Annotated in this window: 11 protein-coding genes; 3 read left to right on the top strand and 8 right to left on the bottom strand. The window is 72.8% G+C overall.

Annotated features, from left to right (window positions below; genetic code table 11):
- Positions 1–36: 36 nt before the first annotated feature.
- A complete protein-coding gene (locus H9645_RS01520) occupies positions 37–2,334 on the bottom strand; it encodes a winged helix-turn-helix domain-containing protein (protein WP_191727968.1) in 2,298 nt (765 codons plus the stop codon).
- Positions 2,335–2,503: 169 nt separating this feature from the next.
- Between H9645_RS01520 and H9645_RS01525 the strand changes: the two genes are divergently transcribed.
- Entirely contained in the window at positions 2,504–3,421 is a 918-nt protein-coding gene (locus H9645_RS01525) for a DNA ligase (protein ID WP_191727969.1), read from the top strand.
- A gap of 15 nt (positions 3,422–3,436) precedes the next feature.
- On the opposite strand, the gene H9645_RS01530 is transcribed toward H9645_RS01525, so the two are convergent.
- Positions 3,437–4,534 (bottom strand): ABC transporter ATP-binding protein, encoded by a 1,098-nt coding sequence (locus H9645_RS01530; RefSeq protein WP_191727970.1) that lies wholly within the window; start codon positions 4,532–4,534, stop codon positions 3,437–3,439.
- Positions 4,535–4,646: 112 nt separating this feature from the next.
- Between H9645_RS01530 and H9645_RS01535 the strand changes: the two genes are divergently transcribed.
- Both H9645_RS01535 and pgl read left to right on the top strand, forming a co-directional pair.
- Complete coding sequence (locus H9645_RS01535) at positions 4,647–6,026, top strand: GH1 family beta-glucosidase (RefSeq protein WP_191727971.1); 1,380 nt, start codon at positions 4,647–4,649, stop codon at positions 6,024–6,026.
- Between the two features lie 20 nt (positions 6,027–6,046).
- Positions 6,047–6,796 carry a 6-phosphogluconolactonase gene (gene pgl / locus H9645_RS01540; RefSeq protein ID WP_191727972.1) on the top strand — a complete coding sequence of 250 codons (750 nt, stop codon included), beginning with the start codon at positions 6,047–6,049 and terminating at the stop codon, positions 6,794–6,796.
- A gap of 88 nt (positions 6,797–6,884) precedes the next feature.
- Here pgl and H9645_RS01545 read toward each other — a convergent pair whose 3' ends face one another.
- The 6 genes from H9645_RS01545 to H9645_RS01570 all read right to left on the bottom strand — a co-directional run bounded on the left by H9645_RS01545 (position 6,885) and on the right by H9645_RS01570 (position 17,556).
- On the bottom strand, positions 6,885–9,440 hold the full coding sequence (locus tag H9645_RS01545; RefSeq protein WP_191727973.1) for a phage tail family protein: 2,556 nt from the start codon (positions 9,438–9,440) through the stop codon (positions 6,885–6,887).
- Positions 9,441–9,557: 117 nt separating this feature from the next.
- Positions 9,558–12,683 (bottom strand): discoidin domain-containing protein, encoded by a 3,126-nt coding sequence (locus H9645_RS01550; RefSeq protein WP_425490182.1) that lies wholly within the window; start codon positions 12,681–12,683, stop codon positions 9,558–9,560.
- 97 nt (positions 12,684–12,780) lie between these two features.
- Complete coding sequence (locus H9645_RS01555; protein ID WP_191727974.1) at positions 12,781–13,617, bottom strand: carbohydrate ABC transporter permease; 837 nt, start codon at positions 13,615–13,617, stop codon at positions 12,781–12,783.
- Positions 13,614–14,492, bottom strand: coding sequence for a carbohydrate ABC transporter permease (locus H9645_RS01560; protein ID WP_191727975.1), 879 nt, complete (start codon positions 14,490–14,492; stop codon positions 13,614–13,616). The genes H9645_RS01555 and H9645_RS01560 overlap by 4 nt, the downstream gene beginning before the upstream one ends.
- Positions 14,492–15,769, bottom strand: a complete 1,278-nt coding sequence (locus tag H9645_RS01565) for a sugar ABC transporter substrate-binding protein (protein ID WP_425490195.1) — start codon at positions 15,767–15,769, stop codon at positions 14,492–14,494. The genes H9645_RS01560 and H9645_RS01565 overlap by 1 nt, the downstream gene beginning before the upstream one ends.
- 23 nt (positions 15,770–15,792) lie before the next feature.
- Complete coding sequence (locus H9645_RS01570; protein ID WP_425490196.1) at positions 15,793–17,556, bottom strand: glucoamylase family protein; 1,764 nt, start codon at positions 17,554–17,556, stop codon at positions 15,793–15,795.
- Positions 17,557–17,575: the final 19 nt, after the last annotated feature.

Below are 17,575 nucleotides of genomic sequence, written 5' to 3' on the forward strand. Positions count from 1 at the left end.
GATCGCATGACGGATGCATGACTGAAACACGTTCCTTCAGTTATTTACGTCCTGATCTTCAAGTTTTTCGAGAGGTAACCGTTCGAGCCGCGCCTGCAGCCGGGCCACCGGTCCGGCGCCCGCCGCCCAGGGCGCGATCCGGTTCGCCAGGGCGGCCGCCTCGGCGATGCGTCCGTGTTCCAGCAGCCAGTCGGCCTGGGCCAGGACGACCTCGGCGATTCCGGCCGGGGCGCCCTGTCGCTCGGCCAGCGACAGCGCGTCGGCGAACGCCGCGTCCACCTCGGCAGCGGGCCGGTTGGCGCGCAGCAGGCCAAGCGCATGGCGCAGCCGGTCGGGAACGAAGGCGCCGAATCCCGGTTCGTCGCCGCGCCGGGGCGGGCGGTCGGCCTGCAGGGCCGCCTGCTCGCGCCGCAGCTGGAGCCAGGCGCGCGCTTCCGGCTGCACGCCGGCCGGCACGGCATCCAGGGTGGCGTCGGCGAGCGCCAGTGCGCGTGCGGGCTCCGCCTGGTCCAGGGCGATGTCGGCCTCGAGCAGGCCCGCCTCGAGCTGCGCCGACAGCCCCGCCCCCGGCGGCGGACTGGTAGCGAGCACCGCGGCGGCGGCGTCGGGCTCCCCCGCCGTGCGCAGGGAGGACGCGCGCGCGCGCACCAGTTCGGCGCGCTGCCCCGGATCGGCCACGCGCTCGAGCGCCTCCATCCCGCGCGCGCTGGTCGCCAGGGCCTCGTCGATGCGCAGCAGCCGTAGTTCGGCGTTCGCCCGGGCGGCGAGCGCGGTCGCGAGTTCGTTCACGGCGCCCATGCCGGCGAAGGCCGCTTCGGCTTCGGCCAGCAGCGGCAGGGCCTGCGCCGGCCGTCCGCGATCGTTCTCGAGGATCCCGAGGTTCGCGTCGATGCGCGCGACCGCGAGGGCGTCGCCCGCGCTCTGCAGCGCCACCCGCGCGCGGGAGAAGTCCGAAAGCGCCTGGTCGAACCGCCCGTCCATCGCATGGACCACGGCGCGCCCGCTCAGCGCCTGGCCGAGCTCGGCCGGATGCCCCTCCGACTCCAGCACCGAGGCATCGTAGGCGGCCTCTGCTTCCTCGAGCCGCTCCAGGCGCACCAGCATCGCCCCGCGCGCGTTGAGCACCTGGGCCCGGAACAGCGGCTCGGTCGCGCCGCCCTCCGCCAGCAGGCGGTCCAGTCGCTCCAGGCCCTGAATGTGTTCGCCAGCGCGGAAGTCCACGCGTGCGAGCTGGTACTGCAGCCGGGGCTGGGCGCGCTGCAGCTCCGGCGCGGCGGTCAGGATGGCGCGCGCGACGCCGAGCTCGCCGGCCAGCATGGCGGCACGGGCGCGCTGCAGGCGCTCGCCGAGGCCGGGGGCCTCGGTGCCTTCCGGCGCGGCGCCTCCCAGCCGCGGCGCGAGGCGGTCGGCCGCGGCACGCGCGGCCTCCACCAGGTCCGCGGCCTGCGCGGACGCCGTCTGGGTCACGCCGTCGGCGGCGTGGGCGGCCAGGCGCACGGACCAGCCCGCGCCGGTGCTGACCACCTCGCTTTCGACGCGCCAGCCGGTGCCGAGCAGGGCCCGCAGCTGCTCCGGATCGCCGGTGGCGCCGCGTGCGTGCGCGGCCAGTGCGGATTCGCTTGAAAGCACGGCGAGTCCGCCGCGGCGCAGGCGGTCGCCGATGTAGTCCATGAGCCCGAGTCGCACCCAGGCCAGCTCTTCGCCTTCCGGCACCTGCGTCGGCAGCACCAGCAGGGCACCGGTGGCCGCGGGCACCGCGTGCGCATCCGGCGCTGCGACCGGCGGCCGGGCGCTTTCATCCGGCGTTGCGCCGCGCCACCACCAGGCCGCGGCCAGCAGCAGAACCAGTGCCGACAGCACGCCTGCCACCGCCAGCGGCCGGAGCCGCGGCCGGCCCGCAATGGCGACGCGGCCCGCGCTCGCGTGCAGCATGGGCTGCGTCGGGGGTTGCGGCCGGGGCGATGGCTGCTGCAGCGGGGGCGAGGCTTGCGGTGCCGGTGGTTGCGCGGGGCTCTCGGCTTCGACCCGCACGTCGGCCACCCAGCGGAAGCCGTAGCGGGGAACGGTGAGCACGGTGTGCTGCGACTGTCCGTCATCGCCAACGGCGCGACGGGTGCGCACGATCACCTGCCCGAGCTGTGCGTCCGAGACATCGTTCCGCCGGAACACCGCCTGTACCAGCTCGTCGCGCGTCACCGCGCGGTCGCGGTGCTCGATCAGGTACGACAGGCATTCGAACACCCGGGCCTGCAGGGTGACGGGTTCGCCATGCCGGCGAAGCTCGCGCGTCGCGGTGTCCAGGACGCAGGGGCCGAAGTGGAATCGCGGGCTCATCGGGAAGAGGCAACGGGGACCCCGTGATGATCGCCGATCCGGCGGCGCGCGCCGAGCCTTGCGACCGACGTGCCGGCAGGCCGTGGCCCGACGCGGGCCCGCGGCGGCGGCCGATGCGCGGTGCAACGACGGCCGTACAGGCTGGATCCCCCGCCGGCCGGAAACCCCCATGGACACGCGCCCCGCCATCCGAACAACCGCGCTGCGCCTTGGCGCCCTGGCCTGCACCCTGGCCTGTGCAGGCCTTCCCGCCAGCGCACTGGCCACCGCCGGCCGGGCCGAGCCGATGCAGGCGGCCCAGGTGGACGCTCTGCGCGCCGTGGCGGCGGCGGGCGGGATCGGTGCGTACTGGATCAGCGAGAAGCTCGACGGCGTGCGCGCCCGCTGGGACGGGCGACGCCTGTGGACGCGCGGCGGGTACCCGATCGACGCGCCGCCCTGGTTCACGGCGGGCTGGCCCGACGTGGCGATGGACGGCGAACTCTGGATGGGACGCGGCCGCTTCGATGACACCGGCGCGCTGGTGCGCAATCCCCCGGCGGACGCTGCGCCCTGGCGCGACGTCCGCTTCCTGGTCTTCGATCTTCCCGACCACGGGGGCACGTTCGAGGACCGGGTGCTGGCGATGCGTGCGCTTGCAGGCGCCGGCCATCCACCCTGGCTGCGTCCCGTGGCGCAGTCGCGCGTGGCCGACGACGCCGGACTCCAGGCGCGCCTGCGCGCCGTGCTCGCCGCGGGCGGCGAAGGCCTGATGCTCCACCACCGCGACGCGCGCTACCTGCCGGGCCGCAGCACGGGCCTGCTCAAGCTCAAGCCTCATGACGACGCCGAGGCGCGCGTGATCGCCCACCTGCCCGGGCGCGGCAAGTACGCCGGGATGACCGGCGCGCTGCTGGTGGAGCGCGCCGACGGCGTCCGCTTCCGGATCGGGAGCGGCTTGGGAGATGCCGAGCGTGCGGCACCGCCGCCGCCGGGCAGCCTGGTCACGTACCGCCACAACGGCCTCACCGGCAACGGATTGCCGCGCTTTCCGCGCTACCTGCGCGTGCGGGCGCCGCCCGGCGCGGGCCCGGGCGCGGGCCACTGAGGGTCGTGCGGCGGCCTACCCTGTCGCGTCGGGCCCCAGCCTGGCGCCGGTGTCCGGTTCGAACACGTGCATCCGCCCGCGCGCGACCGCAAGCGACAGCCGGTCGCCGCGGCGCGGCATCCGCGCAGGCGGCATGCGCGCGACGAGGTCGTGCCCGGCGGCCCGCAGGTTGACGAGGACCTCGCTCCCCACCGGCTCGACCAGTTCGACCGTGGCGTCGAACGGGTCGTCATCCGCTTCCGCGGGCACCAGGTGCTCCGGCCGCACGCCGACCGCGAGGCTGCGGCCGTCCCAACCCTCCCGCGCCTGCAGCCCCGGCAGCGGCAGCCGCAGGCCGTCGTCCATCAGCAGCGCGGGCGCGGCGCCACCAACGAATCGGCCACAGAGGATGTTCATCGCCGGGCTGCCCAGGAAGGTCGCCACGAACAGGTTCGCCGGGCGCTCGTACAGCGCCATCGGCGTATCGATCTGCTGGATGCGCCCGCCGTCGAGCACCACGATGCGCTGGCCCAGCGTCATCGCCTCGACCTGGTCGTGGGTGACGTAGACCATGGTGGTGCCGAGGCTGCGGTGCAGGCGCGCGATCTCCACCCGCATCGCCGCGCGCAGCCGCGCATCGAGGTTGGACAGCGGTTCGTCGAGCAGGAAGACCTGCGGCTGGCGCACCAGCGCGCGCCCCAGCGCCACGCGCTGGCGCTGTCCGCCGGACAGTGCCGCGGGCCTGCGCTCCAGCATGTCTTCCAGCCCCAGCGTCTTCGCCGCGTCCGCCACGCGCGCGGCGATCGCGGCCTTGTCCATGCCACGCAGCTTCAGGCCGAAGGCCAGGTTGCCGGCCACCGTCATGTGCGGGTACAGCGCGTAGTTCTGGAACACCATCGCGATGTCGCGGTCGCGCGGAGCGACGTCATTGACCACGCGACCGCCGATCGACAGCGTGCCGCCGTCGACCGTCTCCAGGCCGGCGATCATCCGCAGCAGGGTCGACTTGCCGCAGCCCGAGGGGCCCACCAGCACCAGCAGCTCGCCGTCGCCGGCTTCGAAGCTCGCGTCGTGCACGGCGACATGGCCGTCCGGATAGACCTTGCGTACGTGTTCGAGCCTGACCTCGGCCATCGCCACTCCCGGCTGGTTTCCCCCGTCATGCGGCGCCGGGGATGCTGCGTTATCCTCGCAATGTAACCGTTTCCAACGCCTGTCCGCGCACGCCGCGCCCCCTGGAGCCCCCATGTCCGACTCCCCTGCCCCCGCGCGGGACTTCCGCTTTCCAGAAGGTTTCCTCTGGGGCGCGGCCACCGCCGCCCACCAGATCGAGGGATCGCCGCTGGCCGATGGCGCCGGCCCCAGCATCTGGACGCGCTTCGCGCACACGCCGGGCATGACCCTCAACGGCGACACCGGCGACGTCGCCTGCGACCACTACAAGCGCTGGAAGGACGACGTGCGCCTGATGCGCGAGCTTGGCCTCAAGGCCTACCGCTTCAGCGTGTCCTGGTCGCGCATCCACCCCGAGGGCACGGGGCGCGTCAACCCGAAGGGCCTGGACTTCTATTCGCGCCTGGTCGACGAACTGCTCGAGAACGACATCGAGCCGCTGCTGACGCTGTTCCACTGGGACCTGCCGGCCGCGCTCGACGACCGCGGCGGCTGGCTCAACCGCGACTGCGCCGACTGGTTCGCCGAGTACGGCACCACCCTTTACCGCGCGCTCGACGGCCGGGTGAAGAAGTGGGCCACGATCAACGAACCCTGGGTGGTCACCGACGGCGGCTACCTGCACGGCGCGCTGGCGCCCGGCCACCGCAGCCGCTACGAGGCACCGATCGCCGCGCACAACCTGATGCGCGCGCACGGCGCCGCGGTGCAGGCCTACCGGGCCGAGGGCGCGCACGAGATCGGCCTGGTGGTGAACATCGAGCCGAAATACCCCGCCAGCGACTCCGACGCGGATGCCGCCGCCGTGCGCCGCGCGCATGCGTACATGAACGAGCAGTTCCTGCACCCCGCCCTGCTCGGCCGTTACCCGCCGGAACTGAAGGACATCTTCGGCGATGCCTGGCCGGAGTGGCCGGCGGAGGACTTCGCGCTGATCCGCCAGCCGCTCGACTTCGTCGGCATCAACTACTACACCCGCAGCGTCACCGCCGCCGGCGACAGCTATCCGCAGAGGACCGCCGTCGTGCGGCAGCCGCTGGGCACCTATACCGAGACCGGCTGGGAAGTGTTCCCGCAGGGCCTGACCGACCTGCTGCTCTGGTTCAAGGACACCTACGGCGACCTGCCGGTCTACATCACCGAAAACGGCGCCGCCTTCTTCGATCCACCGGTCGCCGAAGGCGGCCGCGTGCGCGACCCGCTGCGCACCGACTACCTGCGCAAGCACCTGTCGGCGATCCACGACGCGATCGCCGCCGGTGTCGACGTCCGGGGCTACATGGCCTGGTCGCTGCTGGACAACCTGGAATGGTCGCTCGGGTACTCCAAGCGGTTTGGTATCGTGCACGTGAACTACGGCACGCAGGAGCGCACGCCGAAGGACAGCGCGCGCTGGTATTCGAAGGTCATCGCCAGCAACGGACGCACGCTCTCCGACCCTCTGCCCTACTGACCGAGGACGACCGCGCCGGCATGCACGACAGTCACCCGCACACCGGAACGCACGGCGGCACCCGGCTCCGCGAAGGCGTCGAGTTCCAGTCGTTCCAGGACAGCACGCAGTGGGCCTGGGCGGCGGCCGTCGTGCTGTCGGCGGCGCTGCGCCGCGCGCTGGACGGACATGCGCGGGCGCGCCTGCTGCTGTCGGGTGGGCGCACGCCGGGACCGGCCTATTCCGCGCTCGCCCGCGCGCCGCTGGCCTGGGATCGGGTGGACGTGGCCCTGGTCGACGAGCGCTGGCTGCTGCCCGACGACCCCGACAGCAATGCGCGCATGGTGCGCGGGAGCCTGCTCACCGACCGCGCCGCGGCGACGCGCTTCGAGTCCATCACCCGCGCCGGCCGCAGCTTCGAGGAGGCGGTGACCACCGCCAACATGCACGCGGCCCGGCCGGCGGACGTGGTGGTGCTGGGCATGGGCGAGGACGGGCACGTGGCATCGCTGTTCCCGGGCATGATCGGGCTGGCGGATGCCCTCGCCTCGCCGCGCCCCTACGTCGCGGTGGATGCCTCCGGCTGCCCGGGCGCCGGTGCCTGGACGCGCCGGATCAGCCTGACGCCCGCGGGACTCGCGCCCGCAGAGACCCGGCTGCTGCTCATCCGCGGCGCCCGCAAGCGCGAGCTGCTCGACCGGGTCATGGCCGGCGACGACCCGATGGAGTTCCCGGTGCGCATCGCCTTCACCACGCCGGGCGCACCGCTCAGGATCCTCTGGTGCCCGTGAGCCCGAAGCCGATCCGATAGCCGCTGCATCACGGGCACGGGCGGAGCGATCCAGCATACGCCGGACCCCCGGCCGCAGCGGGAACCGCTCAACGCAGCTCGTCGGGATGCACGCCGTACATGATGCCCAGCTCGAGCACCGCGTCGGAGCGGTTGTCGGCATACAGCAGCTCGAGCACGCGCAGCCGGTACTCGTGGCTGTCGTTGGCCTCCAGCAGCGCCTCCGCCTTGCCGTGGATCTCCGACAGCGTGCCCTCGCGGATGCCGGCGTAGTCGTCCTCCGCCTGCTCGGCGTCGCTCTTGGGAGTGCCGTCGGGCCGGGTGTCGGACACCTCGAGATCGCGGCCATAGCCGTGCGCCGCCGGGAACTCCGACTCCAGGAAATCGCGCACCAGCGGGCCGTAGTCCACGCCGGCCATGGGCTTCTCGCCGAACTCCTTCATCAGTTCCAGCATGGCGTCGGGATGGTCGTCGCGCAGCTTCGCGAACAGTTCCACCGCCTGCTCGCCGCGGAGGCCGTAGGCATCGGCGACCTCCTTGAAGATGTACGGCGCATACGCGAGCCCCGGGTCGTCGGCCAGCATCTGCTGCCACTGCGTGCCGCTCACGCCGAGCTCCGCGGCGACGTTGTTCTGGGCTTCGCCGCTGCCGAGCATCAGCTCGACGGTGTCGGCGTCCATGCCGGTGGACTTGAGATAGGAGCGGAGTTCTTCGCGGGTCTGGTGCTTGTCGATGGAGTCGCCGATGAAGCCGCCGATGGCCGAGATCACCGCGCCGATGCCGCTGACGATCGCACCCGCCGCAGTGCCGGCGCCCGGCACCAGGGCCACGGCGCTGCCGAGCACGCCGAAGACGTCGCCCACCGCCGCGAGCGCATAGCCCACGTTGCCGTCCTCGGCCGCCTTCTGCACGTTGATCGCCGCCGAGGTCGCGCTGGCGAGCACGCCCAGGCCCGGCGCCAGGCGCGAGGCGAAGGTGGCGAAGCGGATCGCATCGTCGCCATGCTGCGCCAGCCGGCCGGCGTCGGCGAGGTGCTTGGTGGCGCCGGCGAGCAGGTTCAGGCCGCTTTCGCCGGCGGACGCGAAGCCCTGCACGGCCTCGAGGTAATCGCCGGACTGGCCGCTCTGGCCGGCCTTGACGGCGCCCAGCACCACGCCCACGCCGGACATCGCGCGCGAGAACGGCGAGGAGTCGGCGAAGCCGTCGCCCAGCTTCTTCAGGACGTCGAAGTCGCCCGCGGCGACCGCGTCCATCATCTCAATGCCTTCCCTGAAGCTGCCGATGCCGCCCTTGACGCCGTCGAACAGGCCCTTGACGTCCTTGAACGGCTGGTAGGCCTCCTTCAGGTCGGCGATGGCGGCCTGCAGGTCGCCGTCGTGGCGGGCCACGATCTCGACCGCGGCGGCGCTGGAGATGCGCTCGAACAGCTCGCCCTGCAGGGTGTCGGCGTGGGCGGCGAAGGCCTCGCCCAGGGCCGAGTCGGGCACGCCTTGGATCTCGCCCAGCAGGTCGAGCGCGAGCTCGCCATGTCCGGAGTCGGCCAGCCGGCCCAGGGTGTCGACCACCTGGCTCGCGATCGCGGGGTCGCGCACCGCGGCTTCCAGCAGCGCGTCGCGGTTCTCCGTGACGTGGTCCGCCAGCGCCTGGCCGGCCTCGGCTTCGGCGGCGTAGACCGCCGCGTGGTCGTCTGCGGTGCGGAACGCCTCGATGAACTTCGCCTGCTGCCCGTCGGTGAGCGGGCCGGCGCGCAGCAGGAAGGTGTTGAGCTCCTCGTCGAGCTTGTCGGCCTCCGACTTCGCCTCGTCATGCGCGTCCTGCAGCGACTGCAGCTCCTCCGCGACGGTGCGCGTCGCGTCGGTGCGCCCGACGTTCGCGATCCCCAGCCGCCCGGCGACGTCGGCCCAGCCGGCCAGCCCCTCGTCGGCGGCGCGATGCCGGAGCTGGCCCTCGCTGAGCACGCCGCGCTCGACGGCGACGCCAACGGCGAGCGCCAGGCCGTCGCGCGCCCGGTCGGCATCGGCGCCGGCCAGGGTGTACTGGCCGTCGGGGCCGCGCGAGTACAGCGACGCGTTCACGCCCATCGCGCCGTCGAGCGCGCCGGCCTCGTCGGCCAGGCGGACGAGTTCGCCCAGATAGGCGGGCTCGGTGCGGTGATCGGCCGCGAGCGTGCCCAGCAGGTAGGGCGCCGGCAGGCCGCCGTTGCCGATGCCCTTGGATTCAAAGTCCTGCTGCGCGCGCTGGATCTGCGAGGCCTCGACCTGGTTGCGGCCCGGAAGGTCGGGATCCCCGGGAAGCCCGGGACCGGCCTCGCCTCCGGTCAGGTCGCGGTACTCGCTGCGGACCGCGGCGGAGCCGCGCAGTTCCACCGCGTCGCCGACCGCCTGCGCGCCGAAGGCGTCATGCATCTTCGTCAGGTTCTGCGCGTCGAGCTTGCTCGCGAGTCCGTTCAGGAGCTCCTGCCGATGGCCTGCCGGGAGGGCCTCGACGTCCGTGCGGAACTGCTCGCTGGCCCGCGCGTCCATGGCCTCGACCGTGCGGTTGGCCTCGTCCGCGGTCGCCTCCGCCAGCGTCTCGACCGGCGGCGGCGGCGGCGCCGGCCGCTGATGGGGCAAGGGGCCGTAGGGGCTGTTCGGATTGACGGACACGGGCGCTCCGGTCAGGCGCCGCCGGGAGGGCCGCGCACGTCGCGGAACCTACCACCGGGCGCGTCGCCTTCCATCTCCGGGCCGACCCTATGTCCGGCGCTGGCCCCGGCATCCGCCTCAGGGCACGGCGATCTCCACGCGCGCGCCGGCGCGGGGGATGCGCAGCTCCCGTCCATCCCAGGCGACCGTCACGCCGTCCACGCTCGCGGGCCCGGGTTCGCCCGGATACGGCCACGGCAGCACCAGGCCGCCAGGCGGCAGGCCGGCGTCGGCGGCGATCTCCAGCACCAGCCGTCCGTCTTCGCGCGCCAGCCGGTAGCCCAGCGTGCCGTGCGGCGTACGCATGCCGTGCAGGGCCACGCCACGGCCGTCCAGCCACGACGCCGGCACGCCGGCCGCCAGCACCAGGCTGTCGTCGGACTCGCGCACGTAGGCGAACATGTCCAGCGCCGAACGCACGAAGTCCGACGCCACCCAGGCGTGCGGCAGGTCGCCGAGGAAGAACGGCGTGCGCGGCGTCGGCGTCACCACTTCCGCCCACTGGTTCCAGGGCGCGGGCGCGCGGTGGTCGAGGAACCAGCGCGCCGCGTCCCAGGCGCGCTCGCGCCAGCCCAGGCGCACGAAGGCGCCGACGTTGCGCCATTCGTAGGGCGTGTAGTCCTTCCATGCGCGCTCGCCGTCGCGGCGCTGCGCGAACTCGCGCCAGTAGCGCTCGAAGGTGGCGTGCACGCGGTCGGGCGGCAGGTGCGCGAGCTCGCCGCCGGGCGCGAGCGCGATGGTGGTGGAGGTCGGATCGAAGTCGCCCAGCTCCGCGGCGCCGGGCAGGTAATCGATGGCGTGGCGGGTCGCGGCGGCGTCGAGCGAGGCCAGCAGGTCGGCGCGGAAGCGGTCGCGCGCCGCGGCCATGCGCGCCGCGTCCTCCGCCCTGCCCAGCGCTTCGGCCACCTGCACCGCGTCCTTGTAGCCGCGCAGCGCCCAGAAGTTGTCCCAGTACGAGTGCATCGGCTTGGCCGAGTAGCCCTCGTGGCTGATCGAGGCCGGCATCATCCCGAAGAAGGCCGGGTCCAGCGCGCGGTTGGCCCCGGTGCGCTCGCTCTGCGCCAGCGACTCCATGTACTCCCAGGCGGCCAGCACGTGCGGCCACATGCGCTCGAGGAAGGCGTCGTCGCCGGTGTGGCGCCAGTACTCGGCGATGTTGAAGATCAGCTCGCCGTGGCTGTCGTTCTCGGGAACCGGATCGCTGCCGCGGTCGTCGACGCAGCACGGCACCTTGCCGTCGTCGAACTGGAAGGGCGCGTACCACTCGACGTACTCGCGCACGGCGTCGGCACGGCCCATGCGCAGCAGGCCCTCGGAGATCATGGCGCCGTCGCGGATCCAGCTGCGCGAGTACGAGCGCGTGCCGGGCTGCAGCCGCGGCCCCACGCGCGACACCAGCATGTGCGCCAGCGCGGTGCGCAGGCTGTCGGCCAGCGCCTGGCCCTCGGGCGGGACGTCCAGCCGCACCTGGTCGAGCTTGCCGCGCCACTGCGCCGCGACCTCCTGCTGCAGCGCCTCCGCGTCCCACCAGCGCCGCGCCGGCGCGCTGCCGCCGGTCATCGGCACCATCACCTCGACGCTCTCCACCGCGCCGGGCGCCAGCCGCGCGCGCCAGACCAGCGCGGCCGACGCCAGCCCCGCCGGATCGTTCGCCACGCGCGTGGTCGCGGGCAGCCTGCCGGCGGCGAGGTGCCGGACCAAGTCGCCGGCGTCGAAGGCCGAGGCGAACGAGGCATCGGGCACCTGCTTGGCGAACACCCGGGGCACGCCCGCCACCGACACCATGCCGCCGTCGACCGCGATCGCGTTGATCCGGCTGACGCCGCCGAGGGTGTTGAGGAACTGCGCCGGCGGATTGACCTGCAGCGGGCGCGTGGCCAGTGCCAGCTGCAGGTCCTGCGGCCGCCCGCTGGTGTTGGCCAGCCGGTAGCGCAGCACCAGCTGCGAACGTTCGGGGGTACCGGCCGCGAACGCGGTGACGCGCAGCGAGAAGTCGTCGTGGCGCCAGTCCACGCTCGGGATCGGCAGGTAGCCGTCCTGGAGCGACTGCCGCGGTGCCGCGTCGGCCCAGGTCACCAGGCGGCCGCCGGCGACGACGAAGGGTTCGATGCTGAAGCCGCCGCGCGCGACCTCGACCGCGCCGTCCTCGCCGATCAGGCCCTGCTGCAGTCCGCCGTCGAGGCCGAGGATGGTCCAGTACGGCTGCTCGCCGCTGAAGCCGCGCGGGTAGCGGCCGCGCGGCAGGTCAGCGGCGACCGCGCGCACGAAGTCGTTGGGGTGGGCACTGAAGCCGAGCGGCTTCACCGTAGCGCCGGCCAGGGCGAACTCCGCCCCCGGCCCGTCGAGCAGGTCCAGCGCGATCCAGCGCGCCTCCGACTCCGGCAGTGCGATCCAGTCGCGCTCGCCATCGCTGCCCTGCACGTCGCGCAGGTCGCGCCATGCGGCACCGTCGCCGGATACCTGCACGCGGTAGCGTGACGCCTGACGGCCGGGCAGCCAGTCCAGCACCAGCCCTCCGAATTCGCGCACGCGGCCGAGGTCGAGCACGATCCGCTGGCCGCCTTCCACCTTGGGCGCGCGCCAGGCGCTGGCGGCATCGCCGTCGACCGCCGCCGCGGCGTCGCCCGCCGTCGCCAGCGCGGTCGCGTGCAAGGGGCTGTCGTCGGGAGGCGCCAGCTCGCTGAAAGACAGCGCGTCGAAGCAGACCGAGCCGCGGCCGCCGACGCGGTTGTAGACCACGAACTCCATCGACGCGCTGGCGCGCAGCAGCGGATCCGGATCCGGCCCCCAGGCCTTGACGATGTGCCGCGCCTTGTAGCGCTGCGGCGTCCAGCGCGCGGGCGGCTCGACCGAGCTGCGGTTGGCCCACCAGACGTTGTCGCCGCTGGCATCGACGAGCTTGAACTGCAGGTCGTTGGCCGGTGCGTCCCCGCGCAGCTGGAGGTCGAAGCGGTAGTTCACGGGGAAATCCAGCGGCAGCGCGCGCTGGATGCCGGCGTGGCCGGAGACGCCGTTGAAGTCGTAGTCCAGGCACAGGGCGCTGCCTTCGGCGCCGTCGACCGCGCGGATCGCGGCGCTGACCTGGTCGGAGGCGACCACGCGCCACGCTGCGGAGTCCTCGAAGCCGTCGAGCAACCGCGTCGACAGGACTTCCTGCGCTGCCGCCGGCGACGCGCACGCCAGCCAGCCCGCGAGCGCCCCCACCGCGGCCCTGCCCCACCCGCCACGCCGCCCCGCAGCCCGTGCCGCGGCACCCGCACCGCGCCCCATCGTCCCGCTCACCGCCATCCGTCCGCGCTCCTCATCCCTTGACGCTGCCAAGCAGCAGGCCCTGCATGTACCAGCGCTGCAGCGCCAGGAACAGCATCAGCACCGGCAGCACCGTGACCACGGCGCCGGCCATCATCATCTCCACGTCCATGATGTGCTCGCGCGACAGCGCAGCCAGCGCCACCGGCAGCGTGTACTGCCCCTGGTCGGCGAGCACGATCAGCGGCCACATGAAGTCGTTCCAGGCGGCCATGAAGCTGAAGATCGCCAGCGTGACCAGCACCGGCTTCAGCATCGGCAGCACCACCTGCACGAAGATGCGCAGTTCGCCGGCGCCGTCGATGCGCGCGGCCTCCAGCAGCGCATCCGGGATCGAGCGCGCGTACTGCCGCACCAGGAAGATGCCGAACACGCCGGCAAGCGCCGGGACCACCACGCCGCCCAGGGTGTTGACCAGGCCGAGCTGCTTCATCAGCAGGAACAGCGGCAGCATCGCCACCTGCGCCGGTACCACCAGCGCCGCCAGCAGCGCCTGGAACAGGCGGTCGCGGCCGCGGAATCGCAGCTTGGCGAAGGCGTAGCCGGCCGCGGTGTTGATGGCCAGCGACCCGAGCGTGATGCCCAGCGACACCAGCAGGCTGTTGGCGAAGGCGCGGCCGATGCCGGTGCGCGCGAACAGTTCGCGGTAGTTGTCCAGGGTCACCGCGCTGGGCAACAGCGGCGGCGGGAAGCCCGAGGCCTCGCCCATCGGCATGAACGACACCGAGACCATCCAGGCCAGCGGCGCCAGCGCCAGCAGCGCGAACGCCGCCAGCGCGCCGTTGACCAGCAGCGCCTGCAGCCGCGAACCGCCGACCGGCCGGCTCATACCAGGTCCCGCCTGCGGCCGGCGCGCAGCAGCAGCGTGGTGGCGCCGAGGATCACCAGGAACAGCATGAAGGCCACCGCCGAGGCGCGGCCGAGGTTCCACCAGCGGAAGCCCTCCTCGAACATGAAATAGAGCACGCTGACCGTGGACTGCAGCGGGTCGCCGCGGGTCATGACGTAGGGCTCGGCGAAAAGCTGGAAATAGCCCGACACCGTGATCACCGACACAACCAGCAGCACCGGCCCCAGCGCCGGCAGGGTGATGTGGACGATCTGCCGCCAGGTCGACGCGCCATCGATGCGCGCCGCCTCGTAGAGCTCGCGCGGGATCGCCTGCAGACCGGCGAGCAGGATCACCATGTTGTAGCCGAAGTTCTTCCATACCGCGAAGCCGATGATCGTGGGCATCGCCCAGCGTGGATCCCCCAGCCAGTCGACCGGGGACACGCCGACGTGGCCCAGCGCCCAGTTCACCAGGCCGTAGCTGGTGTGGAACAGGTAGCGCCAGATCACCGCCACCGCCACCAGCGTGGTCACCACCGGCGCGAACAGCGCGGTGCGGAAGAAGGCCTTCGCCCGCGCCAGCTGCGAGTCCAGCAGCAGCGCCGCGGCCAGCGACACCGCGATCGACAGCGGCACGCCCACCACCACGAAGTAGCTGGTGTTCCACAGCGCCTTCCAGAAGATCGGCGTGCGCAGCAGCTCCAGGTAGTTGTCGAGCGCGACGAAACGCAGGTGGGCGGGGTTGGCCAGCGCGTAGAGGTCGAAGTCGGTCAGGCTGAGCAGCAGGGCCGACGCCACCGGCAGCACGAAGAACAGACCGATCACGATCAGCGCCGGTGCGACGAACATCCAGCCCGCGACGCCGGCGCGCATCAGCGGGCCTCCCCTTCGATGATCCAGCGGCGCTTGGAGAGGATGGCGTCGACGCTGGCGTCGAGCTCGCGCACGGCCTGGTCCTGCGACAGCCCGCCGCGCACCACGCGCTCGGTCACCAGCCGGATCTCCTGCGCGATGCGCTCCCACTCCAGCACCTTGGGCGTCGGGCGCACGCGCTCGAGCTGGTCACGGAACGCGGCGGCCAGTGGATCGGCGGCCAGGTCGGGATGCGCCCAGGCGCTGCGCCGCGGCGGAAGGTTGCCGCTCAGCGCGTGGAAGCGGCGCTGGACCCCGGGGCGAGAGAGATACTCCACCAGCCGCCAGGCGGCATCGGCACGCGCGCCGCCGCGCGGCAGCACCAGGCTGGTACCGCCGGCGATGCCGGCGCCGGGCCCGTCGGGCCCCGGCAGCGGCATCGTGCCCCAGGCGCCGGCGAGCTCCGGCGGCGCGCGGCGTCGGAACTCGCGGATGTTCCAGGGACCGGACAGGTAAAAGGCGTAGGAACCGTGGAAGAACTCGTCCCAGACGTTGGACACCTGGGTCTCGGACAGCGCGGGTGCCCAGCCCTCCTCGAAGATGCGGGCGTAGAACGCGAGCGCACGCCGGAACCCGGGGCTGTCGAAATTGCCGCGGGTGCCACCGTCGCGCAGCAGCGGATCCTCCTGCTGCAGGGCCAGCGAGAGCTGGGGTTCGAACTCGTTGAGCGGCAGCAGGATGGCGTGGCGTCCCGGGCCGGCATTGCGCTGCACGGCATCCATCGCCGCGGCCCACTCGTCCCAGGTGCGCGGCACCCCGGTGACGCCCGCCTCGCGCAGGATGTCCCGCCGGTAGAACAGCAGCCGCGTGTCGACGTACCAGGGCACGCCCAGCAGCTGGCCGTTCACGACATTGGTGTCGAGGATGCCGGCGAAGTAGTCGGCGGCGTCGACCACCGCCGAGGCGTCGACGCGCGGCCGCAGCGGCTCAAGCGCGTCGAGCGCGGCGAACTCGGGGATCCAGGTGTTGCCCAGCTGCAGCAGGTCGGGCATCGCGTCGGCGGCATAGGCGGTCAGCAGCTTCTCGTGCGCGGCGGTCCAGGGAATGGCCTGGACCTCGACGCGCAGGCCCGGATGCTCGCGCTCGAAGTCCGGCAGGAGCTCCGCCACCACCTCGGCCTCGCGGCCCATGGCCCAGAAGCGGATGGTGGTGGTGGCCTCGTCCCCGCTGCGCGCACAGCCCGCGACCAGCGCCGCGCCCGCGACCAGCGCGGCGACGCAGGCCGCCTGGCACCACAGGGAGCGCTGCCGGGCCACGCGGGTCAGGCCGCGCGGCGCGACGGAAGGCCGATCGCGGGCGCGGCCGTCGTCCGGCCCCCCGCTTCGCCGCGGCGCCCGGCGGCGTTCGCGGCCGCAGCGGCTCCGTCCCCTGCACGGGTTTCGCTTTCCTTACCCGCTTCGCCTTCCGCACCGCCTGCACCGTCCGCACCGTCCGCACCCGCTTCGGCTTCGGCTTCGGTTTCGGCTTCAGCTTCAGCTTCGGCTTCGGCGCCCGCGGCGGCTTCGTCTGCCGCCGCATCGCGCGCCTGCAGCTCCGCCAGCCACCCACCGGTGAAACCCGCGCGCTCCAGCCCGATGCGGATGTACGGATTCCGCTTCATCACTTCCCAGACGAAGCCGCTGCGGTGGTTGGCGATGCCGATCAGGATCGGCCCCTGGTCGATGCCGATGTAGTCGCTGGCCACCCAGCCTCTCCCCGGCACGATGCGGCCGGTCTTGAGCGGGATGTCGTACTCGAAGCTGGGGTTGAAGGCGTCGAGGAAGCCGTAGCTGGAATACAGGTACTCGCCGTGCCGCTCCACCAGCGCCTCGGTCGCCGGCACCACCAGTTCCGGTGCGAACGGAAGCGAGGCGATCGCCGCGGTTGGCGCGATGGTACCGTCGTCGAAGGCCACGGCGATGCCGGCGCCGCGCGCACTGTAGTGCCGGAACTCGCGCAGCTGGCCCTCGTATTCCTGGTCGGTGCGCTGCGGGCCATCGCTGGCGGTCAGGCCCCAGATCTCGGGCCCATAGCCCTTCCAGCCCATCGGATTCTCGATCGCGTACGAACGCTGGGCATAGGTCGCGCGTCGCGAGTTCTCGAAATAGTCGATGCCGCGCCCGCGCATATAGGCGTCGCGGATGCCGCGGAAGTCGATCCAGGCGTGGCTGTACTGGTGGCCGAAATGCGGCGCGAAGCTGAGGTATTCCTGGCCCTGGAAAATGCCCCAGCTGTCGTCGTAGGTGCGCGTCCACGCCGTCCACGCCTCGGGCTCGACCGGATGCGTGGGCGAACCCAGCGCGAGGATGTAGACCAGCATCGCCTCGTCGTAGCCGGTCCAGTCGTGCTCGATGAAGCCGCGCTCCGGATACCAGCCCATCGACACCAGCGGCGGCCGCACCTGCATCCAGGGCCATTCGATGCGCCGGTAGAGCTCGTCGGCCACCTCGCGGATGCGCTGCTCGCGCGGGTCGTCGCCGTCGTAGTACGACTGCGCGAACAGCACGCCCAGCATCATCAGACCCGTGTCCACGCTCGACAGCTCCACCCAGGGCTCGTAGCGGTGGCCGCTGCGCATGTCGAGGAAGTGGTAGAAGAAGCCGCGGTGGCCGATGGTGCCGGTGGCCTCGGGACCCTGCGGTGATTCCAGCAGGAACTCCAGCGTCAGCAGCGTCCGGTCGACCGCCTGCCGGCGGCTGATCCAGCCGTTCTCGATGCCGATGGGGTACGCCGTCAGCGCGAAGCCGATTGCCGCGATGCTCGCGAACGGACGCGACGGAAAGCGGTCCGGCGTCATCCCATTGCGCTCGTCGGTGGTGTCCCAGAAGAACTGGAAGGTGCGCTTCTCGATGTCGCGGAACAGCGGTGGCAGCGACCCGGGGCCCGGCTTCACCGCGTCCGGCGGCGGGGCGGTCACCACCACCTCCTCGATCGGCCCCGGGCGCGGCGGTTCGACGTTGGCCGGCTGCTCGCCGCGTCCGCACGCGGCGAGCAGCAGCACGCACGCGGCATAGGGCAGCAGGCGTGTCAACGGCAGGCCCCGCATCCGCATCAGTCGCGTCGCC

The organism is Luteimonas colneyensis, assembly GCF_014836665.1.
Classification (GTDB): domain Bacteria; phylum Pseudomonadota; class Gammaproteobacteria; order Xanthomonadales; family Xanthomonadaceae; genus Luteimonas; species Luteimonas colneyensis.

Excerpts from the sequence above, each read along its gene's own strand:
- H9645_RS01530 (WP_191727970.1), bottom strand. The coding sequence starts at position 4,534 with ATGGCCGAGGTCAGGCTCGAACACGTACGCAAGGTCTATCCGGACGGC.
- pgl (WP_191727972.1), top strand. The coding sequence starts at position 6,047 with ATGCACGACAGTCACCCGCACACCGGAACGCACGGCGGCACCCGGCTC.
- H9645_RS01520 (WP_191727968.1), bottom strand. The coding sequence starts at position 2,334 with ATGAGCCCGCGATTCCACTTCGGCCCCTGCGTCCTGGACACCGCGACG.
- H9645_RS01555 (WP_191727974.1), bottom strand. The coding sequence starts at position 13,617 with ATGAGCCGGCCGGTCGGCGGTTCGCGGCTGCAGGCGCTGCTGGTCAAC.
- H9645_RS01570 (WP_425490196.1), bottom strand. The coding sequence starts at position 17,556 with ATGCGGGGCCTGCCGTTGACACGCCTGCTGCCCTATGCCGCGTGCGTG.
- H9645_RS01525 (WP_191727969.1), top strand. The coding sequence starts at position 2,504 with ATGGACACGCGCCCCGCCATCCGAACAACCGCGCTGCGCCTTGGCGCC.
- H9645_RS01560 (WP_191727975.1), bottom strand. The coding sequence starts at position 14,492 with ATGCGCGCCGGCGTCGCGGGCTGGATGTTCGTCGCACCGGCGCTGATC.
- H9645_RS01535 (WP_191727971.1), top strand. The coding sequence starts at position 4,647 with ATGTCCGACTCCCCTGCCCCCGCGCGGGACTTCCGCTTTCCAGAAGGT.